This window comes from Kurthia sp. FSL E2-0154 (assembly GCF_038003625.1).
Lineage (GTDB): Bacteria > Bacillota > Bacilli > Bacillales_A > Planococcaceae > Kurthia > Kurthia gibsonii.
Map to the genome: position 1 here is coordinate 2,695,001 of NZ_JBBOPO010000001.1, position 26,541 is coordinate 2,721,541.

Sequence of the window (26,541 nt, forward strand, 5' to 3'; positions counted from 1 at the left end):
GAAAATAGTTTTATGTATCCATTCAATAACGGAAGAATTGAAGGCATCCACAATAAAATCAAAGTCTTAAATCGTGTTGCCTATGGGTATCGTAATTTCACGAACTACCGTCAGCGGATCTTCATTCATTTCAAATTGAAAAGAGCGAGCTGCGTTTCATAAATGAAACACAACTCGCTCGAAAAAATCGACTCTTTTATTCCATTAGATATTCTCACCAACGTCATTTGACAAAGAGCCACAAAGACTCCGACATTTTATATGCCAGAGTCTTTGTTTAGTTTGTATTTAGTTTATGCTTTCTATTTTCTAGAAGAGTCGGTAACGTCATCCCAACTAATACAAGAATAATCCCGACAATTTGTAAAGCAGATAAGTTCTCATTTAAAACAATAACAGAAGCCATAATCGCTACAGGTAGTTCGGTTGCACTTAGTATAGATGCAGTCCCACCACCGACTTTTGGTACAGCAATTGTAAATAGAATAATCGGTAAGATAATCCCGAAAAATCCAAGTGCTAATCCAAAATATAATAAGCTCGATGTGAATAATGTGCCACTCCACATAACTTCCGGTGCTTGGAAAAATGATACGACAATCAACGCAATTAAAGACATAATCGTCATACGTGAAATGGTTGTAACACCTTCTACATGTTTGGAATTGAATTGCATAAAGCAAGCAAAGCTAAATGCAGCTGCAAAACCAAATAGCCAACCTTTCCAACTAAGTCCAGATAAATCAACATCTAAAACACCAGCTGCTAATATTGTGCCTCCAATTAAAAAGACTAGACTAAATAATTCAATGCGCTTTGGTAAACGCTTATGAATTAGACAATCTAAAAATAAGCCAATCCATGTAAATTGGAATAACATAACTACAGCAAGGGAAGCAGGTAGATAATGAATGGATTTACCATATACAATCCCTGTAACCCCTGTGAAAAGACCTGCACAGCATATAATGAGCAATCCCTTTGCGGATAGCTTAGGGAGAGAACGTTGCGTTATAATAAAGAGAATAAACGCTAATAAAAAACCGATCGCATATTGACTCTGTACAGCTTCTGCTGTTGTGAATCCATGTGCCATCGCGACCTTAATAATTGTAGATAAAATACCATAACTGCTAGAAGCAATTACAATTAGTAAGGGGAATAATAACTTCTTATTCATCATGCCAACTCCTATTTAATTCTTTTAATAGTGTATCAAGAGAAAAAATAATAATATAGGACATATGTCCAGAAAAAGAGGTTTTGTATGAAATTAATTGAAGACCCTCAAATTTTAGAACAATATATTCGATTACATCGATTTGAACAAATATTTACGAACATCGAGAGTATACCATTTAAAATATTTGAAGTAGCAGAAGGGGAAAGTTTAATGAGTGAAGGAGAGGAATTAACCTCTTTGTATTATCTTGTAGCAGGACGCGTAAAGGTTACTTCTAGTTTACATACGGGGAAGTTTCTTTTACTTCGTTTTAACCATCCTTTGACCGTTTTAGGTGACTTAGAATTAATTCGTCAGGTTCCAGTACAGTCACAAGTCACAGCTGTTATTGACAGTATTATTATGACATTGCCTTTTGACTATATAAAACAGTATGAAATGCAAAACCCTTTATTTTTACAACAGTTATTACAGCATATTAGTTATAAGTTACAAACGAATACAGTTGCGACACGTGTGAATTTATTAGAGTCTGTAGAAAGTCGTTTTGCAAGCTTTCTATTATCGACTGTTAGCTCAGATCCGGATAATAACTTCGGACAGGAACTACAGACCATGCGGATTGCAGAGATTGCAGATTTATTAGGTACTTCACACCGACATTTGAATCGAGTTGTTAAAAAATTGGTTGAAGAAGGTGTTATTAAACGTGAAAAACGACATCTTATTATTTTAGATGAGCGTCGATTAAGTGATTTATCACAAGGTATTCGATTTGAATAAATAAAAAGAGGAAACACATATCAGTGTCTCCTCTTTTAAAATTATTGAACTACTTTTACCATATGGTCGAACTCTTCACCAATAATCATCCAAGGTCCTGAATACACATAACCTATTTTTTCATATAAGTGACGTGCACGTTTTTTCTGTAACTCGACACTTAATGATAATTTTGGGTAACCCTGTTCTTTACATAACGTTTCCGCATATTTTAATAAGATTGTGCCAATTCCTTGACCTCTAAACTGAGGATCGACACAAACAGTATCAATATAAAATTCATCTGGGTTTGCTTCTACTTCGATTGTCTGAACAGATGCATTTTTAGCAGCTAACCACTTTTCAAGTTGCGCATCGAGTGATACGGCTTGATCACCACCATAAACGACCATCACACCTGCCACTTCACCATTACACTCGGCAACGTATGTGTTGAGGTAAGAGTTTCGGTTATCCTCACGCTCAAACAGTTCAATCAGCCCTTCAATGACTGCTTCAGGTGTCTCCTCTCCTGTGATACGATTAGCAATCTCGCCAATAGCATCTACAATAAGTGGCGCAACCTTTGAACCATCTTTTATCTGGGCTTGTCTAACTTGGATCTCCATTGTTATCAAACTCCTTTGTACACTCGCCATTATAACAGATTTGTTTCATAAAGTATAAAATAAGGGTATTTCGAAATAAATAAGTCTCAAAAGATACTTTTGTGTTGTCAGACTTCATGGTACGATAGAAGGAAGATATTTTATGAAGGAGCTTAATACATGTTACAACCAACTAGAGATTTCGTCTTGATTTATGGGGATGCTTTTGTAGACTATATTGCAAATGATATAACGAATACAACGTTTACAAAATATTTGGGGGGTACAACAATTAATGTCGCAGCTGGAGTTAGTCGAATTGGTGCACCTTCTGCAATTATTACAGTAACAGGAGACGATGAAACTTCTCAATTTGTACGCAATGAGTTAAAAAATGAAGGGGTTAACACAGAGTATGCGCAAATTATTCCAGAAAAGCGTGTAACAGGTGTAGAAGTACATCTGACAGAAGATTATGATCGCATTTTTACGAATTATTCAGATGAGACACCAGACATTCAAGTCGATTCAACTCATTTAGATGACCGTGCTTTTGAACGTGCTTCAGTTTTTAGTTTTTGCTCAAATACGATGTTTCAAGAGACAGCGCTTGAAACGACACGTGTAGCAGTAAAAAAAGCAATCGAGAAAAATTGTTTAATTGCGATGGATGCGAATATTCGTCCATTACGTTGGGAAAGTCCTGAAAAGTGTTTACAAACGATTAGTGAGTTTTTACCGTATGTAAATGTAATGAAATTAGCGGATGAAGAACTATTTTTCATTACACAAACTAAAACGATTGAAGACGGAATTAAAGCATTAGCAAAATATGATTTAAAAATGTTAATGATTACAGTTGGCGAAAAAGGAACATATGTTGTATTCAACGGAAATGTACAACATGTACCTTCAATTGAGATAAATTGTGTGGATACGACTGGTGCAGGTGATGCCTTCATGTCAGGTATTTTACGTTCGATTCACTTATATGGTTTACCGAAAACGGAAAAAGAAGCATATGATTATGTTTTCTTTTCAAATCAATTAGGTGCTTTAACTGCTACAAGAGCAGGTGCAATTACTGCAATTCCGCACTTAAATGAAATTGATCGATTAATTAAGCCATAAATAATGGAGGAGGGAGCTCAATATGGGCTTCCTCCTTTATTACTTATATATTTAATTCTTTAATAATACGTTCATCATGTATATAACCATCATCTACTTCAATTTCATACGTTTTACCTTTGTACATAAATTTAAAGCGACCGTTATCAAAATCTGTACTTAGCTCTTTATAAAAAAGCCCTTCACAGATGAACTTATCAGGTAAATCGAAATAAATACGATAGACACCTTCATCGTCTACTAGATAAGCCCGAATCGCTTTCTCATAAAGGTGATCTTCTACGTGAATTTGTCGATCAACAGATATAACATGGATGTCAACGAAAGGTAATGCTTTTAGCAATTGATTAATAAATGAGCCTTTCGTAATTTCTTCCCAGCGACTTTGCGCAGTTTGTCCGATAATTACTTGGGTAATATTGAGATCATTACAAACTTCTGCAATAACTTGTTGAATAGGGCGATCTTCATTTGTTTTTAAAATTAAATCATCAATCTCAAATTCTACAGCTAGATTTTGCCAATGTAAAAGGTCAGCTTCTTGTGAGGAGTCAAATTCTTCGCGAGATTGACGACTAATGTTCAGTACATATAAAGGGCAATCAAGCATTGTAGCAATTTTATGTCCACGACGAATTAAACGTTCGCCATTTGGTCCGTAATATACACATACTAGTATGCTTTCGTCCATACGTCCATGGAATTTCAAATAAAATCACCTGTCCTTTTAAGTCATAAATTTTTAGTAGTAGATAACGCTTCATACATGAAAGAAATGCTTACTTCATGTATAATTTACATATAAATGTGTTTAAAATAGAATTTTTCCTTACTATTTCATTTATAACACATTATACAGTTAATTCCAAAAAGACGAAACGTTTTTTTATTTGCTGATTCAACTCCTTATTATGGTGAATCTGCAACCAATAATCAAGTAATTCAAAAAAAACAGTATACATTAGCGATGGAGGGATTTTTATTTGATTACAAAATGGGCTATTTTATTACCCTTCTTCATGGCAATCCTCATTCCTATTTTCCACACAAGAATTCGTAAGTTTCATTTAGGTTGGGTTGCTTTAGTAGTACCTTTTATACTTTTTATTGCGTTACTACGCTTTCTTCCACAAATCGCATCAGGCGATACAATCTCTCATTCATGGCGATGGATTCCGTCTTACAATTTGACGTTTACTACATATTTAGACGGTTTGAGTATGCTTTTTGCATTACTCATCACAGGGATTGGTGCACTCGTTATTTTATACTCCATATTTTATCTTTCAAAAAAAGAAGCATTACACAAGTTTTATTGCTACTTACTATTATTTATGACCGCCATGTTAGGCGTTGTCTTTTCAGATCATCTTATTATGTTGTACTTCTTTTGGGAGCTTACAAGCATTGCCTCATTCTTACTAATCGCTTTTTGGCATCATCGAAAAGCTTCACGTCGTGGCGCACAAAAATCTATGTTGATTACAGTCACAGGCGGCATCATCATGCTGATGGGTTTTTTAATTCTCGCACATGAAATGGACAGCTATAGTATCCGCACAATCATCTCTACGATTTCAATCGAAAATTTAAATAGATCACTATACTTAGCTATGCTTTTTGTATTACTTGGCGCATTTACAAAATCTGCTCAGTTTCCATTCCACATTTGGTTACCTGATGCGATGGAAGCACCTACGCCTGTCAGTGCTTATCTACATTCAGCTACGATGGTGAAAGCCGGTATTTATATTGTGGCGCGCTTTACGCCAATTTTTGCATACAATCTTTCATGGTTTTGGATTGTGAGTATTGTTGGACTTATTACATTATTCTGGGGTTCTTTTAATGCAATTAAACAGAACGATTTAAAAGCACTTCTCGCTTTTTCAACGGTTAGCCAACTGGGGTTAATTATGAGTTTGCTTGGAATGGGTTCCGTTGTATATGCCACAACAGGAGAAATAACGGACGTTATTTATACACAAGCAACGTTTGCTGCACTCTTTCATCTAGTCAATCATTCCACATTTAAGGGTGCTTTATTTATGATGGTTGGTATTTTAGATCATGAGGTCGGAACACGTGATTTACGACGATTAGGTGGTCTCATAACGATTATGCCCATTACGTTTTCAATTGCTTTAATTGGTGGGTTCTCAATGGCAGGTTTACCATTATTTAATGGTTTCCTCAGTAAAGAGATGTTTTTTGAAGCGACACTTGCTATTCAAGAGATGAATGTGCATAGTTGGATTGTTTTATTCCCTGTAATCGCTTGGGTTGCAAGTGTTTTCACATTCGTTTATTGCTTTATTTTAGTCTTTAAAACATTCTTCGGTTCAGCAGACAAGCTACCGACAGATCGTAAAATTCATGAAGCGCCGATTGGCATGCTGATGTCACCTGTTATTTTAGCCGTATCGATTATCTTTATTTTCTTCTTCCCAAATATCCTTGGGAAATTCGTAATTGGTAGTGCGATGCAAAGTGTTTACCCAACAGTACAGCCATTTGAGCAGATGACGCCTACAATTGCTGCATGGCATGGATTCAATACAGCGCTCTTTATGACGATAGGTGTTATCGTATTCGGGATTATCCTGTATTTGTCATGGCCAAAATGGAATCGCATTTATAATCGTCTTCCTGAAAAATGGACGCTTAATTATTTATATAATCAGTTGCTTGAAGAAGCAGAGATTGTCGGAAAATTCGTAACAGATTTATATATGACGGGGTCAGTTCGTCATTATTTAATGTATATTTACGTATTTTTTATTTTCATTGTGGGTGGTTACTTTATTCAAAGTCACATTTTCGCAATTGATTTAGAAGACCAAGCACCTGTGGAATGGTTTGAGATTTTATTGATGTTTGTTATGGCAGGAGCCGCCATCTTCTTGCTCTTCGCGAAATCAAGACTGACAGCAGTTGTGTCAAATGGTGTCCTTGGTTTAGGTGTCGCGATGTTATTTGTTGTCTTTAGAGCACCTGATTTGGCACTTACACAACTTGTTGTTGAATCAGTGACAACGGTATTGTTTTTATTAAGTTTTGCTTATTTACCTGAATGGTCGAAGGAACAAAAGTCAAAAGCAACAAAGTCGATGAATTTGCTGATTTCTCTTACAGCTGGTGCGCTTGTTATGGTCATCTCATTTACTGTATTGAATTATAGTGAGTTCAAAACCATTTCAGGATTTTTTGAAAATGCCTATGAATTAGCTGGTGGTGCAAATATTGTTAATACAATTTTAGGTGATTTCCGAGCATTTGATACGATGTTAGAGGTTGTCGTGCTTCTCGTTGCAGGCTTAGGTGTGTATACACTTATTAAGTTTAGAGCAAGAAAGGGGCAGAAGAAATATGAAGATTAATGATGTTATTTTAAAAACGGTTGTACAATTTGTTGTCTTTATTATTTTAACGATTGCTATCTATCTATTCTTTGCAGGTCACTATACACCAGGCGGCGGCTTTGTAGCAGGTTTAGTGTTAGCTTCTGCTGCCATACTACTGTATATCACGTATGATACTGAAAAAGTTAAAAATGGGTTGCCGATTGATTTTAAAGTCGTTGCAGCAATTGGTGTGGTATTAGCTATAACAACAGGAGTTGTCCCAACCTTATTCGGTAAACCATTTTTAGATATGAGCTCTACGTCTGTACACTTCCCTTTAATTGGAGAAAAGGAAATTGCGACAGTCATGTTGTTTGAACTCGGTGTTGCACTAACAGTCGTAGGTGTTGTAATGACAATTATTTTAAGTATTAGTGAGGGGAGAGATGATTAATTTATGGAGACACTCATGGTTTGTTTAATCGGTATTTTTGTAGTAGTAGCTACCTATCTTCTCCTTTCAAAAAATCTAATTCGTATTATTTTAGGAACTGCTTTATTATCACATGCTGTTCATTTATTAATTTTAACAATTGGGGAAGTGAAGAAGGGTGATGTCCCTTTATTAAAAGAAACACCAGGGCCTTATACAGATGCGCTACCCCAAGCATTAATTCTAACCGCAATTGTGATTAGCTTTGCTGTAACTGCATTCTTATTAGTACTAGCTTACCGTGTTTATGCGACGAATAAGACGGATAATGTAGAAAAGTTAAGGGGCGATGAATATGAATAATTTAGTTGTCATGCCCATGCTTATTCCGTTATGTGTAGCAGTCATTTTAATTTTTTTCCGTACGTATATTAAATTACAAAAAATTGGTGTCTTACTTGCGATGCTGTTGCTCATTGTTACGAATATTTTTCTTCTCGTGACGGTAAAAGAACAAGGTATTCAAACATTATACTTTGGTGGTTGGGAAGCACCCTTTGGTATCACATTCGTGGCGGATTCATTTGCGATGTTGCTCGTTTTAACCGCAAGTATTGTGGCATTATGTTGCTTTCTATATGCTTTTTCAACTTTAACAGAGGATTATGCGAAAAACTTTGCCTATCCATTAATGCTGTTCATGATTGCCGGAGTGAATGGTTCATTTTTAACAGGAGATTTATTTAACTTATTTGTCTGTTTTGAAGTAATGTTATTAGCTTCATATGTATTGATTACACTTGGTGGTGGGAAAGAGCGTTTAAGAGAGTCCTTAAAGTATGTCATCATTAATATTTTTGCTTCATGGCTCTTTTTAGTAGGACTTGCGATGATCTACGGTACGCTTGGTACATTGAATATGGCACATCTAGCTGAGCGTGTACATCAAATCCATCAAGGACCTGTTTTAACAACGGTTGCACTTATTTTCTTAATTGTATTTGCATTAAAAGCAGGACTCTTCCTATTTTATTGGTTACCAGGATCGTATCGTGTTCCTGAAACAGCCATTGCAGCATTGTTCGGTGCCTTATTAACGAAGGTAGGCATCTACGCATTATTCCGCACATTCACATTAATTTTTACTGTTCAAGAAAATATCACGCATACATTAATCGGTATATTAGCTTGTGCAACCATTATACTTGGAAGCTTTGGTGCGATAGGTTACCGCGATTTACGTCAAATTGTTGGCTATAACGTGGTCATCGGTGTAGGCTTTGTCTTACTCGGTTTGTATGCGAATCAAACAGAGGCACTTGAGGGCGCAATTTATTATTTTATGCATGATTTTATTGTGAAAGCTCTCTTATTTTTAATGATTGGTACGATGATTTATATAACAGGACGTATTCGTTTTGATGAAATTAAAGGATTGATTCATCACTTTCCACTCTTTGGTTGGCTTTTTTTCCTGATGATGTTATCACTTGCTGGAATTCCTCCATTTAGTGGTTTTATCGGTAAGATGCTACTGGGTATTGGATTAGTTGACGAAGGTATGTACGTTACTTTATTACTCGGTTTTTTATCAAGTATTGTGGTGTTGTATTCACTACTACGCGTCTTTTTAAAATCAATTTTTGGTGAGTCTATGGCAAGTCATCAAATGAAAAAGCGTATTCCATTTAGTATGATGTTGGCGATGATTTTGCTTATGATTTGCACCATTGGTTTAGGGGTAGGTGCAGAAGTAGCAGCACCATTTGTGAAAGATGCTGCACATGTATTAACAAATCCATCGGTTTATATTCAAGCCGTCTTATATCCAGAGGGGGGCTAACGTGTTATTTCAATTATTTTTAAACATGGTGATAGCGGTCCTATGGATGCTTTTAAAAGATGAGGATCGCGTGAATTTGACGACATTTTTTACAGGGTATTTGATTGGAATACTCGTAATGTATTTAATGCATCGATTTTTTGGACAGCCTTTTTACATAAAAAAAGTCTGGTCTATTATAAAATTATTATTCTTATTTTTAAAAGAACTGATTGTTTCAAGTGCGGTTGTTTTAAAGCAAATTTGCAGTCCTAAAATGAATATTACACCGGGGATTTTCACTTATGAAACAGCACTTCAAAGCGATTTAGAGATTACAGCACTTGCTTTGTTATTAACACTAACACCTGGCTCTGTCGTCATGGAAATTACAGAAGATGGACATACTTTTTATATTCATGCGATGGATATAGAACAATCAAAAGTAGATGTACTTCGTTCTATGAGTCGATTTGAACAGGCAATTATGGAGGTGACACGTACGTGATTACACTCATTTTGAAAGTGGCGCTCGTCTTTTTTGCGCTAACCATCGTTATTTCGTTTTATCGTGTAGTAAAAGGACCTTCGATGCCAGATCGCATTGTTGCCTTAGATACAATTGGGGTTAATCTGCTATCAATGATAGCTATCGTCTCCATTGTATTTGAAACAAAAGCTTATTTAGAAGTAATCTTAATCTTAGGAATTCTTTCTTTCATTGGTACGATTGCTTTTAGTAAGTTTTTAGAGAGGGGAGTCATCATTGAACATAAATCAGATCGGTGAATGGATTGCTGCTTTCGTCCTTTTATTTGCTAGTATGATGAGCTTGGTGAGTGCTTTTGGTTTACTTCGAATGCCTGATGTTTATACACGTTCACATGCGGCAACAAAGAGTTCAACACTTGCCGTTATGTTAGCTCTGGTAGGAGCCTTCCTTTACTTTTTTGCACATGAAGGTGAAGTGAGCGTTCGTTTATTACTTGGAATTGTCTTTGTCTTTTTAACAGCACCTGTAGCAGGACATCTCATTTGTCGTGCTGCTTATCGATCAGGTGTACCGCTTGCAGAACAGTCAGGTGAAGATGCTTTAAAAGAACTCATACCAAAACAGCAGGAGGAGAAAAAATGAAAATAGCTATATTCGGTGCGACAGGGCGAGTAGGTTCTATTTTTATGCAACATGCCTTAGATGAAGGATATGAAGTACAAGCACTCATTCGTAAAGGGCGAGATGTAACACCTCATGAGAATTTAACAATTATACGTGGGGATGTAACAAATATAGAGGATGTAAATCAAACAATTGATGGGTGTGACGCGGTATTCTCGGGCTTAAATACAGATGGTACAACAACGCTTTCACAATCAATTGCACATATTATTGAGGTAATGGAGAACAAAATGATTGATCGTATCGTCACTATAGGGACGGCTGGTATTGTAGAAAGTCGAGTGGAACCAGGGAAGCTACGCTATTTATCAAGTGAATCACGCCAGCGAGTTAAGTTCGCTGCAGGTGAACATGAGAAAGTGTATCGTGCTTTGGCAGAAAGTGGGCTTGATTGGACGATTATTTGTCCGACTGCATTAGTGAGTGAACCGCGTGTAGGCGTATATCGATATGAAAAAGATTATTTGCCGCTCGATGGACGCCGAATTTCTATTTATGACACAGCAGACTTAGCTTTTGAAGCTTTACGTGAACATTTATTCACATATAAACGAGTAGGAATTGCTTATTAGTAAGGGGGCGTGATGCAAATGGGTAAGCAAGGATTTGTATCATTTATTAAACAGTCAATTAGTGGTGCTTTTATGAGTGCAAGTGCAAAAGAACCGCAGCCAGAAACAGAAAAAGAACGTTGGTTTCGTGCAGTACAAGAAAGTGACATCTATGCATTAAAGCACTTATTGAAATTAGAGTTCCCAATTAATCAAGTGAATGAACGTGGGCGTACAGCGCTCATGATTGCCACATACAATCGAGATGAAAAAACAACTGCTTTTTTAATTGAACAGGGGGCAGATGTGAACAAACGAGACAATCGTTTAAATTCACCTTTTCTTTACGCCGCGGCAGAAGGCTATTTAGAAATTTTAAAGCTGATGGGTTCAAAAGGCGATGTGAAAGTCGTGAATCGTGATGGTGGTATTGGGATTATTCTTGCGAGTGAGAGAGCACACTTGGAAACATTGGAATGGTTATTAAAAAATACATCGAGTGATGTGAACCATGTGAATAATCTTGGTTGGACAGCTCTTTTAGAAGCGATTATTTTAGGGGATGGCACAGATAAATATGTCAAAACGGTACAATTGCTTTTACGTTACGGTGCAAGTCCGGATATCGCAGATCGTGATGGTGTAACCCCGATTGAACATGCTGAAAAATTAGGTTACACGAAAATTTTAAAACTGTTAGAGGCATAAAAACATCCTATACAAGGGGAAAGGGGATACCTTTTGTATAGGGTGTTTTTTGCATCATGCTATAATTTTAGACGAAGATGAAAAAGAAGGGTGATACGATGAAAAAAAGAAAATTCGGTTCATGCACAACGATGCTAGTTGGGAAAAAAGCGAGTATGGATGGTTCTACAATGATTGCACGTAATGAGGATAGTGGGACAGCTAATAAAAATCCACAACGATTTATTGTCATGAATCCAGAGGACCAACCGACGTACTATACATCGGTTCAAAGTGCGTTTGAAATGCAATTACCAGAAAACCCATTACGTTATACTGCAACACCTGATGCGATGGAAGGGTTCGGTATTTGGGGAGAGTCAGGTATTAATAGCGAGAATGTTGCGATGACAGCAACCGAAACCATTACAACGAATTCACGTGTATTAGGAGCCGATCCACTCGTAGAAGATGGAATTGGTGAAGAAGATATGCTGACAATCGTATTGCCTTATATTTATTCTGCAAGAGAAGGTGTCGAACGTTTAGGTGCTATTTTAGAAGAATATGGCACATATGAATCGAATGGAATTGCTTTTTCAGATGCAGATGAGATTTGGTATATGGAGACAATTGGGGGACATCACTGGGCGGCTATTCGTATTCCAGATGATGCCTATGTTATCGCTCCAAACCGTTTTAATATTACGCATTTTGACTTTGCGTCAGATGATACACTTTGTTCAACAGGATTGAAGGAATTCATTGAAAAACATCATTTGAATCCTGATTTTGAAGGAACGAATTTACGTCATATTTTTGGAAGTGCGACGGTAAAAGATACGCGCTACAATAATCCGCGCGCTTGGTATATTCAAAAATATTTTAATCCTGAACTAGAATATGAACCAACGGAACAAAATTTACCGTTTATCTGTTATGCAAATCGTAAAATTTCAGTAGAAGATGTGAAGTGGGCACTAAGTTCGCATTTTGAAAATACACCGTATGATCCGTATGGTGAAGGCGAAACGAAAGACCGCGAATTGTTCCGTACAATTGGTTTGAATCGTAATCAAGAGAGCCATATTCTTCAAATTCGCAATGATGTACCAGCGCATATCGCAGGAATTCATTGGCTTGCATTTGGTCCAAATACATTCAATGCGATGGTGCCGTTCTATGCGAATGTGACGGGTACACCTTCCTGTTATCGTGATACAGAGGAAGATTTTGATATTACAAAGATGCACTGGTTAAGTCATACAATCGCGTTACTTGGTGATACGAATTTCGGATTGTACCATGACATGCACAGTGCATATGAACAAAAGGTCGTTGCTGCTTGTCGTAATTTACAACAAAATGCAGATGAAGAAGTGGAATTACAAGATGATTTACACAGCTATTTAGAAGCAGTGAATGAGCGCTATGCAAAAATCGCTTTTGATGAGACGAATAAATTACTTGGTAATATGGTGCTAGCAGGAACGAAGAAGATGAAATTGAGCTATAGTTTATCTGATTAACACGATCATAAAATAGAAAAGAGACTAAGACAAGCGTATTTTCAACAGAGCAAATCCCGTATGGTTTAGACATCATACGGGATTATTCATTTGCACCCATTCCCGCTTCGAAAAACGAATAGAGGTAGGCAAGAAAAGACCGCAACGTCCTGTTACAAATCTTGCCCCATTACTTAAAATAATTTATGATTTAATCTTTGAATAAAAAATCGAGTCTTTTTAATAATAAGGCTGAAGGGATGAATGGGAATACAGCATCACGACTTTTCGTAAGTAATGGATTCCCCCATTGAGCTGCCCAGCCAATCTTACGAGATAAAGTTGTTACTTTTTTTGTTTTAGCGTGTCGTTTTTGATTGTAGTACGTCGCGGCTTGTTGAAAGTCCTTAAAGTCATGTAGTGCTTGTGAGAATACGAGTGCATCTTCAATCGCCTGTCCAGCGCCTTGTCCCATATTTGGCGTAGTCGCATGTGCAGCATCTCCAAGCAAAATACAGCGATTAAAATGATAGGTCTGAAGCGGTTTTAAATCATATAGATCATGCGTTAAAATGAGCTCTTGGTCCGTTTGACGAATGAGTTCAGCTACACGCTGTGGAAAGTCTTTGAATAAATAAGCAATCTGTTCTTTTTCGAGATGGTGTAAAAAAGGATCTTGTTCACGTGCATTGACGCACGCAAACCAATACACCTGTCCATCTTTAATTGGTGCATAGCCAAATCGTCCGATTCGATCCCATATCTCCACAGATGTATGTGGTTGTACAAGCTCATCTGCTTTTGCGACACCACGCCAGCACATGTAACCAGCATAGCGTGGTTTACTATTTGGTACATATTGTTGACGAATGGACGAATGAAGTCCATCTGCTGCAATGACATAATCACATGTAGCGGTTGTTCCATCTTCAAAATGAACGTTACAACCATCTTCTAGCTGCTCTACTTGGATGCAGCGCTTGTGCAGATGAAGTGTATGTGGAAGCAATTGATTATAGAGTGCTTGATGTAAGTCGGCACGTTGAATTGTGATATTCGATTGTCCAAAACGTTTTTGGAATGAACTAAAGTCGATGGAATTTAAAATGGTTCCTTTTTTATTTAAAAATAATTGTGTTTTTAAAATCGTTCCATTTTGTTGAATGGCTTCACCAATACCTAATTTAACAAGAGCTTGCATCGCATTTGAACCAATCCCAATTCCAGCACCAATCGGTTTAAAAGATGAAGCTGCATCATATACGTGAACATCTAAGCCTTGTTGTTGAAGTGCGTAGGCAGTACATAAACCACCAATTCCTCCACCAATAACGATGAGATTCATAGAAAAAGCCACCTTTTTAAAGTAATATAGTTAGTATAAAGGGAAAAATAGAAACTTGCTTGTACGATGCTTTAGTTTCTTTATGGGAGGAAGGACAATGATATGGAAGATCAACATGCACAAGTTTGTCAGATAAAAAGTGAAAAGATTGAACAGATGAAAGCGCACTACATACAAGATGCAAAGAATCGATTACCACAGTATTTCTCACCTGAAAAAAGAATGTCTACGAGTCAAGGTTCGATTGAACAGCTCCAACAAAATGGCTTACCAAAAGAAATCTTTTGGAAGATGGTTGAATACAATGTGAGTGCAAAAGAAGGATTATCTTTATCAAATTTGGATGAAATTTCAGAATATATTGATTTTCTAGCTTCTGAATATGTTGTGTATCATGAACGTGTGAAGCGTGATTATGTAGGTGAAGAACGCACACAGCAAATTGAAGAACTAGAAACGATTTTTAGACGTTGTTTTGAGCGTATGGCAGCGGTTTATACGCGCTCAGTTGGTAAATTTTTTGAACGTAACGATATACCAGATGAATCACAAGTCATGCAAAAATCGATTGCAGAATTATTTTTACGTAAAGTACATCAATATAATGAGTTTATTCAAATGGAACCAGATTACGCAGAAATTCAAGGTACAAATGAAGAATGGTTATTACGCGATTCCTATTTTATGGGGGATGTTCTTCGGTTAATGGTGTCTAAGCTTTATACACAGTGTACAATCATGCCAACTGATTTATACAGTGAAGCAGATTTGCGGGTAGCAGCGACGATTTATCAATCTGCTCAAAAATGGCTCATTCCACAAAAATCAACAGCTGTTAGTGAAGAACAGTTAGGAATAGAACTCGGTTTATTTGCGATTAAATTTCAAGTGGCATTGACAAAAGAAGATTTATCGCTTCATTTTAAAGAAAAGCTCGCAACAATTTTCGATTCTTTTTATGCGTACAAAATAGAAGATTTAAATCAACGACATAAAGAAGCACAAGAGCATCTATATAATCGTGAACATGCACGGTATGCACCGTTAGATGAAGAAGTTGTGCGCTATTGGACGCGTACGATGTGTGAAACGCTCGATCATAAAGGCATTTCAGCTATTTTTGAAGAAGTGATTCCATATGCTTTTGAAGAATTTAAAAAGAAAGTTCAACAAGGAAGTAAATTAGAACGTTATCAAAAAAATAATGAATGGGATCATTTTTACGCAGGTTCAGAACAAGTAAACTACCGACAATCAGCCGCATTCACTTATAAATTACGTTTAAATGACTGGCATTATTTTTTGGATAAAATGAATATGGATTTTAATTGGTATTATTTAAAATAATATGTAAATATAATGTCGAAAGAGGTTTAAAACATTATAATGTGGGTAATTGTATAAATGGCTGTTAATAAATGTAAAAATTAGTTTATTACTTGGAGAGACGTCAAAAAGTAATGCATTTGTTAATGGGGAAATCACTGCTTATGTAACTCCAATGCTGTGTGCGGTGATCGTTCGAATATATTGAGAGCACCCTCCCATAATATTGGTCTTGTTCAGCCAATTGGTGTTTTCAAACTCTATATATTGTTTGTTAGAGTCATACCTAAAAAATGCTTGGCTATTTATTAACTGAGCATTAGTAGGAATCGTTTCATTGAGCGATTCCTACTTTTCTTTAGCGCGTGACTTTACTAATTGAAAAATTACGCTATCATTAACATAGATGAAACATTGAAGGAGCGAACTAGATTGAATATTTTATCTTATATGATGGAAGAAATTTTAGACCCAACCAATATTATTGAAGGTGAACGTTACGAATTTCTATTAGAATTAGATATTGATGAAGAAGATGAATTATTCCAAGAAGGCGGAATTGATGCGCGCGTCATCGTTTCTAAAAAAGAGGATGCATATGCGATTGTGACGTATTTTTTAATTGCTAAACGTGATCAAAGCTACTTAGAGTTTGCGCTTGAAGAAGATGAAGAAGAAGAAATTCTAGCATTTTGTAAAGAGCATATTCTAGCGGGAGAATAATAAATTAGATTATATGAGAAACAGTAGAATGTGGCTGTTTCTCATTTTTATTCGAAGAGATTTGATTTTTTCTAAATAAAAAAGGGAAAGCAACTTCAGAGAAGAAGAAAGCGTTTGAAAGAAAGGGGAGGGATGTCAAATGATGGCATATTCTATGCCCATCTTAACAGCAGTGATTGTTTTTGGGATTGTAGCAGTAGCAATCTGGATTCCGTGGTTAATCTATACGTATCGAAAATATGGATATTTACCACTATCTGTTCTAGTTATTTCGTTCTCATTTATATTTTATAGTTTAGCCGCATTTTTTTTAGTGATTTTACCACTACCAGCAACACGCGATACATGTGCGATGCAAGCACCTAATACACAGCACTATTCATTAATTCCTTTTAAATTTATAGAGGATACACTAAAAGGGAATTGGTTAGATATTAAAAATCCAGCAACGTATGTCTTATTATTTAAACAGCCGGCATTTTATCAAACCTTCTTCAATTTCTTATTGTTGTTACCTTTAGGTGTGTATTTACGCTATTACTTAGTTGAAAAAGCATACTGGTGGAAAGCAACAATCGTATTATTTTGTACAACATTATTCTTTGAAATCACGCAATTAACAGGTATTTATGGTATTTATAATTGTGCGTATCGTTTATTCGATGTGGATGATTTAATGATGAATACATTTGGTGGTGTGATTGGTTACTTTATCGCGCCAGCTGTTCTTGCTGTATTCCCATCTAAGAAAACAATTGAGGAAAGAGCCGCTTATTTAGTCAAAAAAGATGAAGTGAAGCCGATGTCTGTATTACTTGCCATTTTGATTGATTTATTCTTAGTAGATTTATCACGCCAATGGATTATGGTGTTCACAAAGCATAATGAAGTAACAAGTTTTATCGTGACGACCATATTACTGATTGTCTTTCTCGTATTGATTCCAATCATTTGGAACGGTCGAACACTGGGGACGGCTGTTATGCGCTTCCGTTATTCAAGTAAGTTATCGAAAAAGACGACGATTTCACGCTTAATTAAGCGTTTTATTGCCATCTATGTTGCTTATTTTGTAGGAGTTATTGCGGGAACACTTGATAATATTCATGTGACGATGAACTCGCCATACTATGAGGCATCTGTGCTTTTAGCACTTGGTTCCACAATAATCTTCTTCATTTTGACGATTGTAATCTTCATTCATATCATGCTTGTGATTTTTGGAAAAGGAAAACGTCGTTTCTTCTTTGATGAAGCAGCGAATCTATTTACGACAAGAAAATAAGGAGAAAGCAGTTGGTTTTATACCAGCTGTTTTTTTATTGTAAGGATTTCGTAAGGTTGTGCTTCATTTATTGTAAGGATGGGAAGGTATAGTGAAAGTAACAAAAAGAAAGAGGTGTAAGACATGAATCCAATCTTACAAATCCAAGATGTACAAAAGATATTTGGAAAGGGAGTAAATCAGTTTACAGCACTTCGTGATATTAATTTTACAATCCAACGAGGTGAAATGGTTGGTATTATGGGACCAAGTGGTGCGGGTAAATCAACTCTTTTAAATATATTAGCAACAATTGATACACCAACGAATGGCAAAATATTTATGAATAATCAAAAGTTACATGAGTTAAAAGAGAAACAATTAGCTGATTTTCGTCGTGAAAATTTAGGCTTTATTTTTCAAGACTATAACTTACTTGATTCTCTAACAGTTCGTGAAAATATTTTATTACCTTTAGCCATTTCAAAAGTGCCTGCAGCAGATATTCGTAAACGTGTGGATGAGATTGCGCGCTTGTTTGGTATTGAAACTTTATTTGAGAAGTATCCGTATCAAATATCAGGTGGGCAAAAGCAACGTACAGCAGCAGCTCGTGCATTAATTACACAACCAGCACTGATTTTGGCAGATGAACCAACGGGTGCGCTTGATTCGAAATCAGCAATCGATTTACTTGAAAGTTTAAGTCGTTTGAACGAAGAGAAAGGTTCGACGATTATGATGGTGACACATGATGCATTTGCAGCGAGTTTTTGTCAGCGTATTCTCTTTATTAAAGATGGTCGATTATCGCATGAGTTACATCGTGAACAACAGACGCGTAAACAATTTTTCCAGCAGATTTTAGCATCTGTTGGCAGTATGGGCGGTGAGATGGATGACATTATTTAGTCTCGCACGTAAAAATATTCGTCGTAATCTATCGCAATATAGTTTATATATTGCTTCTATGGTTTTTAGTATTGCCATTTACTTTACGTTTGTGACGATGAAGTATAACGAGACCATTACAGGAGAAGTAGAAGCTTCTAAGAAAATTGCATCCATCATGTCAAGTTCGTCTGTCGTACTACTCGTATTTGTGACGATTTTTATATTCTATTCAAATGCTTTTTTCATGAAAAAAAGAAAAAAAGAAGTAGGATTATACGCACTACTGGGTGTGCGTAAAAGACAAATTGGCTTTTTACTCTTTTTCGAAAATTTATTATTAGGAATCATATCCCTTATTTTCGGTATTTTCTTTGGTTTTTTAGCTTCTAAATTATTTTTATGGATGTTATTAAAAATGATGGATTATCAAGCTATAGCGCATTTTACCTTATCAATAGACGCCGTTATCAATACAGTTTGTGTTTTTCTTATCTTATTTTTAATCACATCTATTCAAGGCTATCGTGTGGTATATCGATTCCAATTGATTGAATTATTTCATGCAGAAAAACAGGGAGAAAAAGTACCTAAGCCGAATGTTTGGTTGGCATTACTTGGAGCTAGTTTAGTAGGTATTGGTTATTATATCGCACTAGCTAATATGATCACATCACCAGTGTGGAAGTATCTGAGTGCTGCAGCACCGCTTATTATTTTAGCTTGCGTTATTATTGGGACATATTTAATCTTCCATTCTTTCATTGGGTACTGTTTAAAGATGATTAAAAAATCAGAAGGATTCATCTGGCAAAATTTAAGACTTTTAACTGTTTCGCAGCTACTCTATCGTATTCGAGGTAATGCACAAACCTTAACTGTTATTGCAGTATTAAGTGCTACAACGATTACAGCAGGGGGCGCTGTTTTCGGTCTATACTACAATACAAAATCGACAGTTCAACAAGCAGATCCCTTCACGTATATGTATGTTGAAACAAAAGACACACCAAAACTCAATCAAAAAAGCGAGTCATTTCATATTCTTTATACAGAATTTGATGCGAAAGAGTTATCAGATGCTTTTGGTCCTTATGGAAAAAGAAATTATACAGTGATGGCAGTAGATACGTACAATCAATTGGCGCGTTTATTAGATAAGCCAACTATTGAAGTGGTAGGAAAAGAAGCAGTTATCATTGATCCAAGTTACGATGAGCGCTATTCACCTGACTATAAAGAGAAACAATTAGATGCTATGAAAGTGAAGCAATCATTACGTTTAAAAGATGTTACAAAAGAAAATGTATTAAACAGTTCTATTGCCTATACGACATTAATTGTGACACCAGACGTATTTAAACAGTTGCAAAATACAAGTGAGAAAATGACAGTTCATGCAGTAATTGAACCGAATTTGACAGTAGTAGAGGCAAAGAAAATTCAAGATAAAATGCCAGAAGATGCACGTTTTTCTAGCTATCCGATTGATGTGAAACAGAACATGGAGAGTGTCGGCATTATCTTATTTGTAGGTAGTTTCTTAGGTTTTGTATTTTTACTTGCAACAGGCAGTATTATCTACTTTAAGATTTTAACAGAGGCAGAAGCAGATAAAGGTCAGTTTATGATTCTTCATAAGATGGGTATCAGTATGAAGAGCATGAAACATTCGATTGCCGCACAAGTGGGTGTGATTTTCTGTGTCCCATTACTTGTAGGTATGATTCATAGTGCGGTTGCTTTAAAAGCGATTTCAAGTGTGCTTAATATGAATATTTTTGTACCTGTATGTATTTGGATAGGTATTTATAGTGCGATTTATGCCGTTTATTATGCATTCACTGTGAGAGCCTATACCACTATCATGAAAAGAACAATTCGAAACGAGGGATGAATGTGAAAAAAGGTTGGTTTATTTTTTTAGTGATTGTCGTGGTCTTAGCAGGGGCAAGTTATGCCGTCTTAACACTTGATTTTAACCGTTTTAATAAAGAGCGTTACTATATTCAAATTACACAAGATGGTGAAAAAATAGAGGACCGTCTAGATAATGGCGAAACAATGATTCGCTACGGTTATAAAGGTGATGCGGTAAATGATGAAGGAAAGCATAAAGAGCTTGAGTTTTCAGCGAATAAACAATTAAGAAAAGGTGCCTATTTAATGCTCTATGTAAATAAAGAGGGCGAAGTGACCTCTTATGATGAAGTGAGTAAAAAAGATATGCCAAAAGAAGCTTCTTAATTTTAGTACTACCATTCCATAAGAAATGAGGGAGATTTATGTTAATTACAGCTGTGATTTTTATTACATCCGCCTTAGTTTTTTACACAATTGGTGTATGGTCTGAAAAAATTCAAAAAATCTTAAAGCCTTGGCATGTAGTTGTTTTCTGGTTGGGGTTAGTGTGTGATACAGTCGGAACTACTTTAATGGGGCGTATGGCATCAAGTGGCTTCATCTTTAGCTTCCATGGTATTACAGGTACAATTGCGATTTTGTTAATGTTATTCCATGCGATTTGGGCAACAGTCGTTCTTGTTAAGAAAAATGAAGACATGATGGCGAAATTCCATAAATTTAGTATCGTTGTGTGGGTTATTTGGTTAATCCCTTATATTTCAGGTATGATTTATGGAATGACAACAGAATTATAAGAAGAAGAGTGAGGATATAGTATGGTACCTGTAGTTAGGACACTCGATAAAAAGAGTGTTTTAATCACAGGTATTTTTTTATATACTTTACATTCAAGCTATAGGAAGAAGGCGACGTCATGAGTAAAATCATATTTACAAAGCAAGAGATCGAAACACTTCAAAATAATACGAATGTAGCACGTGTTAGTGAGCGTGCTATCACTTATACAGATGCTTTTAAACATACATTTTTAGATGCTTATTTAGCGGGGAAACTGCCACGTCATATCTTTGAAGAAAATGGTTTTGATGTAGAGGTAATCGGAATGAAGCGTATTGAACAATCTGCTTATAGATGGAAGAAAGCTTATGAAAAGGATGGGTCAATCGGACTTACAGATTCAAGGAAAAGTAATTCGGGTCGACCTTTAATCCGTGAACTGACATCAACTGAAATCATTGAAAGACAAGAGGCTCGAATTAAACTATTAGAAGGTCAAGTAGCGTTATTAAAAAAGCTCGAAGTGACCGAAAGGAGGCTGCTAAACGCCAGAGAAAGCCTAAATCCAAGTAGTATCTATCTATTGATTTATGAAACGGTGGAACAGAATCAATTGAAGCGAATGACGGCTTATTTCTGTGCCCTTTTAGACGTCTCACGCTCTGGATATTACAGTTACCTAAAAGCCCGTTCTAGCCGTCAAGCCAGAGAGCAACGCGACGTAGAAGCGAAAGAAATCATATTAAAAGCCTTTGAGCGACGTGGTTATAAGAAAGGGTCTCGTTCCATTAAAATGATTCTGGAGAATGACTTTCATCTTATCTTTAGTCGTAAAAAAATCCAAAGAATTATGAAGAAATACGGCATCATTTGCCCTCATCGAAAGCCGAATCCTTATAAAAAAATGGCGAAAGCTACACAGGAACATCAAGTGGTTTCAAACCAATTAAACCGAAAATTTAAGCAAGGTGTTCCCGGAAAAGTATTATTAACCGACATTACTTACTTGCCATATAACGGTAATTGTATGGCGTATTTGTCGACCGTAAAAGATGCCTCTACCAATGAAATTCTAGCCTATCATGTTTCAGATCGAATCACTTTAGACATCGCAACGCAAACCATCCATAAGTTAGTCAACAACAAGAAAGTCACTCTCCATAAAGATGCCTTCATCCACTCAGATCAAGGAAGCCATTATACAAGTCCTCGATATCAAAAGTTATTAAAGCAATATGGTTTAGGTCAATCGATGTCTAGAAGAGGTAACTGTTGGGATAATGCGCCTCAAGAATCGTTCTTTGGACATTTAAAGGACGAAGTAGATTATCAATCGAGTAAAACATTACAAGAATTAAAGACAAAAATAAATCATTACATGGTTTATTACAACAACTATCGTTATCAGTGGAACTTAAAAAAGATGACTCCTATTCAATATAGGAATCACCTTCAAGTTGCTTAATCTCTTTTTTTATTGTGTCCTTGACATAGGTGCCAGTTTAGATACCAATTCTCACTCTTTTTTATATGGAGGTATTTTTATGGATGAAAAAACATGGCTAGAAGTACAACAAGCAATTGATGAAGGACAGGAATTGAGTTTTGATTATAGAGGAGAGGAATGGTGGATTAGTCGAATAGATGATGAAAGAAGTTTTCTATTAACACGTTCTTCAGATGGTCTTACGCAATATTTCAAAACTGCAGAAGAACTATATGAAAAAGGAATGATTGATGGAAGACCATTCATTGAACGCATTGCAGAATTATAAAGAGGAATTAAAAAACACCGAAGCATAAGTTTCGGTGTTTTTTATGTTATTGAAGCGGGAGGATAATTGAAATCGTCGTACCTTCGCCTTCTTTACTCTTAATATAGACGACACCATCATGTGCTTGAATAATATCTTGAGCAATTGCCATGCCGAGACCAGAACCTTGTGTATCTTTTGTGTTCGTTCCACGATAATAGCGATTGAATAAAAATGGCTGCTCATCTACAGGAATACCTTTTCCAAAATCAATAATCTGAATTGTTGCAAAATCTGTGGATAACCTTTCAGAAAAATAGTTTTCGTGTTCTTGTGGATAACCTGTGGATAAGTTGATTTGGATATCTGTATTTTCTGAATTGTGGATAAGTGCATTGTAGATGAAATTTAATAGTGCACGTTTAAATAAATTCCAATCCAAGGTTGCAGATAATGTTTCAGATTCAGCTTCAAATGTAATAGAACGTGTTTGATAAATCGGATCGTTTAAGACATCAATTACACATTCGCGAACGAAAGAAGAAAGTAATACTTTTTCTTTTTGAAGTGGGAATGTACCGCTCTGTAGCTTAGTTGTGAGGTTTAAATCATTTAGTAAATCGCGCATGTAAAGTGATTTTTGCTCAATAATTTGTGTATAGATCAGGCGTTCCTCATCTGTTACATCTTCCTGTAATAATTCTGCGTAACCTTGAATCGAAGCGAGCGGTGTTTTTAAATCATGTGATACATTTCCAATCCATTCATTTCGCATTTGATCGAGCTTTTTTCGTTCTGTTTCAACACTCTTTAACGTTGTGGATAAATCATTCATATTCTCAAAAACTTCTCGATAAGGTCCACCCTTAACGGAAATTTTTTCATAGTCTTGATGTTTTAAACGATGAATTCCTTCAATGAGTGTATACATCGGCTTCGTTAAGCGACTTCCGAATAAGAAACCGACTAGTGTAGCGATTAATAAATCCACAACTAGGAATACTAAAAATAGTTTTGTAAAAATATACGAGATTTGATCAAAATTAAAGTTGTAAACAACACGCGTTAATCTAGGATCTTCAACCCCAAAAAAATAACTCAAATTTTCGGCTTCGCCGACAAAAACAGTTGTCTGCCCATTCACTTCTTTATACTTATACATCTGAACAATTTCCACAGGACTATAACTTGTAGGTAAGGAAGCAGGTGTTTGATAGGCAGCAACCTCTTTTCCTTCCTTATTTAAAATTTGGACCCATGCATGATTTTCTTCTAATATTTTTTGCCCGCGATTCGTAATGGTGGGTTTCCCATTCTTCACGATAATTTCATCTGAAAAACGTGTTGCAGTCACCTCTACAGCTTCAGGTGAAGTCGCAGTTTTTTTATAAGATTGAATAAATAAAAGTGCAATCAGTAAAAGTGTGTTCATTACAACAATCAAACCGACAATTAATACGATGGATACAAGAAAACGTCTAGTTAAACGCCATTTCATGATTGCACCAACTTATAACCTAAACCTTTAACTGTTATTAAGTAAGTTGGCTTGGAAGGTGTATCCTCAATTTTTTCACGTAGGCGGCGAATATGAACCATAACGGTATTGTCTGAACCGTAAAAATCTTCACCCCAAACGCGTTTAAAAAGTGTCTCTTTACTTAAAATTTGGTTCGGATGGTGCATAAATTCACGCATTAACCTAACCTCTTTTGCAGTAAGCGGAAGTACTTCGCCATTTTTAGCAATCTCGGATTCCTCAGATTGAAATGAAAAAGGACCTACTTGTATTTTAGGAAGCTGTTGCTCTGCATAACTTGATCTTCTAAGTTGCGCTTTGACGCGGTAGGCTACTTCTTTTGGTGAAAAAGGTTTTGTAATATAGTCATCTCCACCAATTGCGAGCCCAAGTAATTTATCAATTTCTTCATCTTTTGCTGAAACAAATAAAATTGGAATGGTTGAAACCTCTCTAATTTTTTTACAAAAATCATACCCGTCACCGTCCGGTAACATAAGATCTAATAAAATTAAATCGGGCTGGAATTCTTGAAAAACCGTCCAAGCATCTTGTAAAGTATGTGCTTTTTGAATTGCTGAAAACCCTTCTTTTACGAGGACATGCTCTATTAATTGTGCTAAATCTTCTTCATCATCAACAATTAAAATTTTATCGTGCGCCATTTGGACACCTCCACTCAATATAATAGCAGTAAAAAAAGTATAAAAATAAAATTGTTTCAAAGGAAATTTTGCGTTAAAGTATTCAATAGTAAATTTAGGAGGAAGGAAATGAATTATTTTAAAAAAATGAAGGGCGACGCAAAAAGCCCACTACAAGTAAATGTAAAAGACTTATTTACAGCATTCGTCGGGAGCTTCTTAACTATTATTTTATTATTAGAATTAACAGAGATGACGGATACACCGTGGTTTATGGCATCATTCGGTTCAAGCTGTATTTTAGTATTTGCGAGTTGGAATGCACCACTGGCACAACCAAGAAATATCGTCGGTGGACATGTCATATCTGGTTTTGTCGGTTGGGCAGTAGCAGGATTAGTTGGCACAACACCTATGACGCTTGCACTAGCAGTAGCGGTTGCAGTTGTCTTTACCATGGCATTACGTGTAACACATCCACCAGCGATTGCGAATGCACTCATTGTTATGATTAGTGGTTATCACTTTGAATATCTCTTTACCCCAATTCTACTCGGTTCATCTCTTGTGGTAGTAATGGGTTTACTCATTAATAATATGCGTAGAACACGCAGATATCCTGTATTTTGGTAACTATTCTACAACCATTGCATTAATATGTGTAAAGTTCAGTACCAGTATTTGATGTAGGGCATAGACTTGTTGTTTCATATTTTGAAGCGTAGAATCATCTAAACTTATAGACTCCATTCTAAGTAAGTCATAGAGATAACGTTCATAAGCATGGAAAAAGCTATGTGCAAAATCATCTATTGGACAAGAGATGATTAAATCTTGCTCATCTAAAATGATGAGTGTTTTTTGTATAATTACACAATAATAGGCTGTTTGTTCTGTAGATATGTCAAAGTGGTGTACATCATTTTTGTAATGGTTTAATAAACCATCACCCAGTGATAGTAAAAGAGAATGGCCATTTTTTGCATGTAAAATAATTTTATGTTGACCATCTTGTAGATATGAAATCGCAAAATTACTGTGTAAATCATTAAATAAATGGAATTCTAATCGTAATTTCATCTAAAAACTCCTTTACTGAAAATTGTTACGTATAACAATAACAGGTGTTGGTAAAAAGTAACATCGTACTTTGTCACTAGATGACATGAATTTCGCATATGTTATGCTACGAAGTAAGAAACTTTTATGTAAGTCATACGTTTAAA

At 35.9% G+C, this 26,541-nt stretch carries 30 protein-coding genes (1 of these 30 running past the window's edge); 23 read left to right on the forward strand and 7 right to left on the reverse strand.

The features are described from left to right. Positions 1-162: the 3' portion of an ISL3 family transposase gene (locus MHB75_RS13470; protein ID WP_340998649.1), read on the forward strand. 1,062 nt of this gene lie to the left of the window's left edge; only the last 162 of its 1,224 coding nucleotides appear in the window; the start codon falls outside the window, past its left edge; the stop codon is at positions 160-162. A gap of 115 nt (positions 163-277) precedes the next feature. On the opposite strand, the gene MHB75_RS13475 is transcribed toward MHB75_RS13470, so the two are convergent. Continuing rightward, a complete protein-coding gene (locus MHB75_RS13475) occupies positions 278-1,180 on the reverse strand; it encodes a DMT family transporter (protein WP_340998236.1) in 903 nt (300 codons plus the stop codon). A gap of 87 nt (positions 1,181-1,267) precedes the next feature. Here MHB75_RS13475 and MHB75_RS13480 point away from each other — a divergent pair, with 87 nt between their 5' ends. Continuing rightward, positions 1,268-1,966, forward strand: a complete 699-nt coding sequence (locus MHB75_RS13480) for a Crp/Fnr family transcriptional regulator (protein ID WP_340998239.1) — start codon at positions 1,268-1,270, stop codon at positions 1,964-1,966. Between the two features lie 41 nt (positions 1,967-2,007). Here the strand turns inward: MHB75_RS13480 and MHB75_RS13485 are convergent, their stop codons facing one another. Beyond that, positions 2,008-2,574 carry a GNAT family N-acetyltransferase gene (locus MHB75_RS13485; protein ID WP_340998241.1) on the reverse strand — a complete coding sequence of 189 codons (567 nt, stop codon included), beginning with the start codon at positions 2,572-2,574 and terminating at the stop codon, positions 2,008-2,010. Positions 2,575-2,733: 159 nt separating this feature from the next. Here MHB75_RS13485 and MHB75_RS13490 point away from each other — a divergent pair, with 159 nt between their 5' ends. Next, positions 2,734-3,684 (forward strand): carbohydrate kinase family protein, encoded by a 951-nt coding sequence (locus tag MHB75_RS13490; protein ID WP_340998242.1) that lies wholly within the window; start codon positions 2,734-2,736, stop codon positions 3,682-3,684. A gap of 43 nt (positions 3,685-3,727) precedes the next feature. Here the strand turns inward: MHB75_RS13490 and MHB75_RS13495 are convergent, their stop codons facing one another. Then, positions 3,728-4,375 (reverse strand): histidine kinase, encoded by a 648-nt coding sequence (locus MHB75_RS13495; RefSeq protein WP_141274822.1) that lies wholly within the window; start codon positions 4,373-4,375, stop codon positions 3,728-3,730. Positions 4,376-4,667: 292 nt separating this feature from the next. Between MHB75_RS13495 and MHB75_RS13500 the strand changes: the two genes are divergently transcribed. The 10 genes from MHB75_RS13500 (at position 4,668) to MHB75_RS13545 (ending at position 13,227) form a co-directional block, all read left to right on the forward strand. Continuing rightward, entirely contained in the window at positions 4,668-7,064 is a 2,397-nt protein-coding gene (locus MHB75_RS13500) for a Na+/H+ antiporter subunit A (RefSeq protein WP_340998244.1), read from the forward strand. Then, on the forward strand, positions 7,054-7,482 hold the full coding sequence (locus MHB75_RS13505; protein ID WP_340998245.1) for a Na(+)/H(+) antiporter subunit B: 429 nt from the start codon (positions 7,054-7,056) through the stop codon (positions 7,480-7,482). The genes MHB75_RS13500 and MHB75_RS13505 overlap by 11 nt, the downstream gene beginning before the upstream one ends. A gap of 3 nt (positions 7,483-7,485) precedes the next feature. Further along, positions 7,486-7,824, forward strand: a complete 339-nt coding sequence (locus MHB75_RS13510; RefSeq protein ID WP_141274817.1) for a Na(+)/H(+) antiporter subunit C — start codon at positions 7,486-7,488, stop codon at positions 7,822-7,824. Further along, a complete protein-coding gene (locus tag MHB75_RS13515) occupies positions 7,817-9,304 on the forward strand; it encodes a Na+/H+ antiporter subunit D (protein ID WP_340998247.1) in 1,488 nt (495 codons plus the stop codon). The genes MHB75_RS13510 and MHB75_RS13515 overlap by 8 nt, the downstream gene beginning before the upstream one ends. Position 9,305: 1 nt before the next feature. Beyond that, positions 9,306-9,791 carry a Na+/H+ antiporter subunit E gene (locus MHB75_RS13520; RefSeq protein WP_087680985.1) on the forward strand — a complete coding sequence of 162 codons (486 nt, stop codon included), beginning with the start codon at positions 9,306-9,308 and terminating at the stop codon, positions 9,789-9,791. After that, entirely contained in the window at positions 9,788-10,072 is a 285-nt protein-coding gene (locus MHB75_RS13525) for a Na(+)/H(+) antiporter subunit F1 (protein ID WP_325943513.1), read from the forward strand. Before MHB75_RS13520 ends, MHB75_RS13525 begins: the two co-directional genes overlap by 4 nt. Further along, positions 10,050-10,418 (forward strand): Na+/H+ antiporter subunit G, encoded by a 369-nt coding sequence (locus MHB75_RS13530; RefSeq protein WP_340998253.1) that lies wholly within the window; start codon positions 10,050-10,052, stop codon positions 10,416-10,418. Before MHB75_RS13525 ends, MHB75_RS13530 begins: the two co-directional genes overlap by 23 nt. Further along, positions 10,415-11,032: an NAD(P)-dependent oxidoreductase gene (locus MHB75_RS13535; RefSeq protein WP_340998255.1), complete on the forward strand. Its 618-nt coding sequence runs from the start codon at positions 10,415-10,417 to the stop codon at positions 11,030-11,032. Before MHB75_RS13530 ends, MHB75_RS13535 begins: the two co-directional genes overlap by 4 nt. 18 nt (positions 11,033-11,050) lie before the next feature. Then, positions 11,051-11,719 (forward strand): ankyrin repeat domain-containing protein, encoded by a 669-nt coding sequence (locus MHB75_RS13540; RefSeq protein ID WP_340998256.1) that lies wholly within the window; start codon positions 11,051-11,053, stop codon positions 11,717-11,719. A gap of 98 nt (positions 11,720-11,817) precedes the next feature. Then, positions 11,818-13,227 (forward strand): C69 family dipeptidase, encoded by a 1,410-nt coding sequence (locus tag MHB75_RS13545; protein WP_340998258.1) that lies wholly within the window; start codon positions 11,818-11,820, stop codon positions 13,225-13,227. A 190-nt stretch (positions 13,228-13,417) separates the two neighbouring features. Here the strand turns inward: MHB75_RS13545 and MHB75_RS13550 are convergent, their stop codons facing one another. After that, positions 13,418-14,551 (reverse strand): FAD-dependent oxidoreductase, encoded by a 1,134-nt coding sequence (locus tag MHB75_RS13550; protein WP_340998260.1) that lies wholly within the window; start codon positions 14,549-14,551, stop codon positions 13,418-13,420. Between the two features lie 102 nt (positions 14,552-14,653). On the opposite strand from MHB75_RS13550, the gene MHB75_RS13555 reads away from it, so the two are divergent. The 9 genes from MHB75_RS13555 (at position 14,654) to MHB75_RS13595 (ending at position 23,173) form a co-directional block, all read left to right on the forward strand. Next, positions 14,654-15,898 (forward strand): hypothetical protein, encoded by a 1,245-nt coding sequence (locus MHB75_RS13555; RefSeq protein WP_141274812.1) that lies wholly within the window; start codon positions 14,654-14,656, stop codon positions 15,896-15,898. A 411-nt stretch (positions 15,899-16,309) separates the two neighbouring features. Beyond that, entirely contained in the window at positions 16,310-16,600 is a 291-nt protein-coding gene (locus tag MHB75_RS13560; protein ID WP_068456613.1) for a DUF6509 family protein, read from the forward strand. Positions 16,601-16,739: 139 nt separating this feature from the next. After that, positions 16,740-17,885, forward strand: a complete 1,146-nt coding sequence (locus MHB75_RS13565; RefSeq protein WP_141274810.1) for a VanZ family protein — start codon at positions 16,740-16,742, stop codon at positions 17,883-17,885. 123 nt (positions 17,886-18,008) lie between these two features. Next, positions 18,009-18,776 (forward strand): ABC transporter ATP-binding protein, encoded by a 768-nt coding sequence (locus MHB75_RS13570; RefSeq protein ID WP_340998265.1) that lies wholly within the window; start codon positions 18,009-18,011, stop codon positions 18,774-18,776. Continuing rightward, complete coding sequence (locus MHB75_RS13575; RefSeq protein WP_340998266.1) at positions 18,763-20,652, forward strand: ABC transporter permease; 1,890 nt, start codon at positions 18,763-18,765, stop codon at positions 20,650-20,652. Before MHB75_RS13570 ends, MHB75_RS13575 begins: the two co-directional genes overlap by 14 nt. Before the next feature lie 2 nt (positions 20,653-20,654). Next, positions 20,655-21,002 (forward strand): YxeA family protein, encoded by a 348-nt coding sequence (locus MHB75_RS13580; RefSeq protein ID WP_340998267.1) that lies wholly within the window; start codon positions 20,655-20,657, stop codon positions 21,000-21,002. A 38-nt stretch (positions 21,003-21,040) separates the two neighbouring features. Beyond that, positions 21,041-21,415, forward strand: coding sequence for an HsmA family protein (locus MHB75_RS13585; RefSeq protein ID WP_340998268.1), 375 nt, complete (start codon positions 21,041-21,043; stop codon positions 21,413-21,415). A gap of 119 nt (positions 21,416-21,534) precedes the next feature. Beyond that, complete coding sequence (locus MHB75_RS13590; RefSeq protein ID WP_340998270.1) at positions 21,535-22,863, forward strand: IS3 family transposase; 1,329 nt, start codon at positions 21,535-21,537, stop codon at positions 22,861-22,863. Positions 22,864-22,942: 79 nt separating this feature from the next. Then, positions 22,943-23,173 (forward strand): hypothetical protein, encoded by a 231-nt coding sequence (locus MHB75_RS13595; protein WP_141273867.1) that lies wholly within the window; start codon positions 22,943-22,945, stop codon positions 23,171-23,173. A gap of 46 nt (positions 23,174-23,219) precedes the next feature. On the opposite strand, the gene MHB75_RS13600 is transcribed toward MHB75_RS13595, so the two are convergent. Both MHB75_RS13600 and MHB75_RS13605 read right to left on the reverse strand, forming a co-directional pair. Further along, complete coding sequence (locus MHB75_RS13600; RefSeq protein ID WP_340998274.1) at positions 23,220-24,650, reverse strand: HAMP domain-containing sensor histidine kinase; 1,431 nt, start codon at positions 24,648-24,650, stop codon at positions 23,220-23,222. Then, positions 24,647-25,336, reverse strand: coding sequence for a response regulator transcription factor (locus MHB75_RS13605; RefSeq protein WP_141273862.1), 690 nt, complete (start codon positions 25,334-25,336; stop codon positions 24,647-24,649). The genes MHB75_RS13600 and MHB75_RS13605 overlap by 4 nt, the downstream gene beginning before the upstream one ends. Before the next feature lie 108 nt (positions 25,337-25,444). Here MHB75_RS13605 and MHB75_RS13610 point away from each other — a divergent pair, with 108 nt between their 5' ends. Continuing rightward, entirely contained in the window at positions 25,445-25,948 is a 504-nt protein-coding gene (locus tag MHB75_RS13610; RefSeq protein WP_141273861.1) for an HPP family protein, read from the forward strand. On the opposite strand, the gene MHB75_RS13615 is transcribed toward MHB75_RS13610, so the two are convergent. Beyond that, entirely contained in the window at positions 25,949-26,395 is a 447-nt protein-coding gene (locus MHB75_RS13615) for a hypothetical protein (protein WP_340998276.1), read from the reverse strand. Between the last annotated feature and the right edge of the window lie 146 nt (positions 26,396-26,541).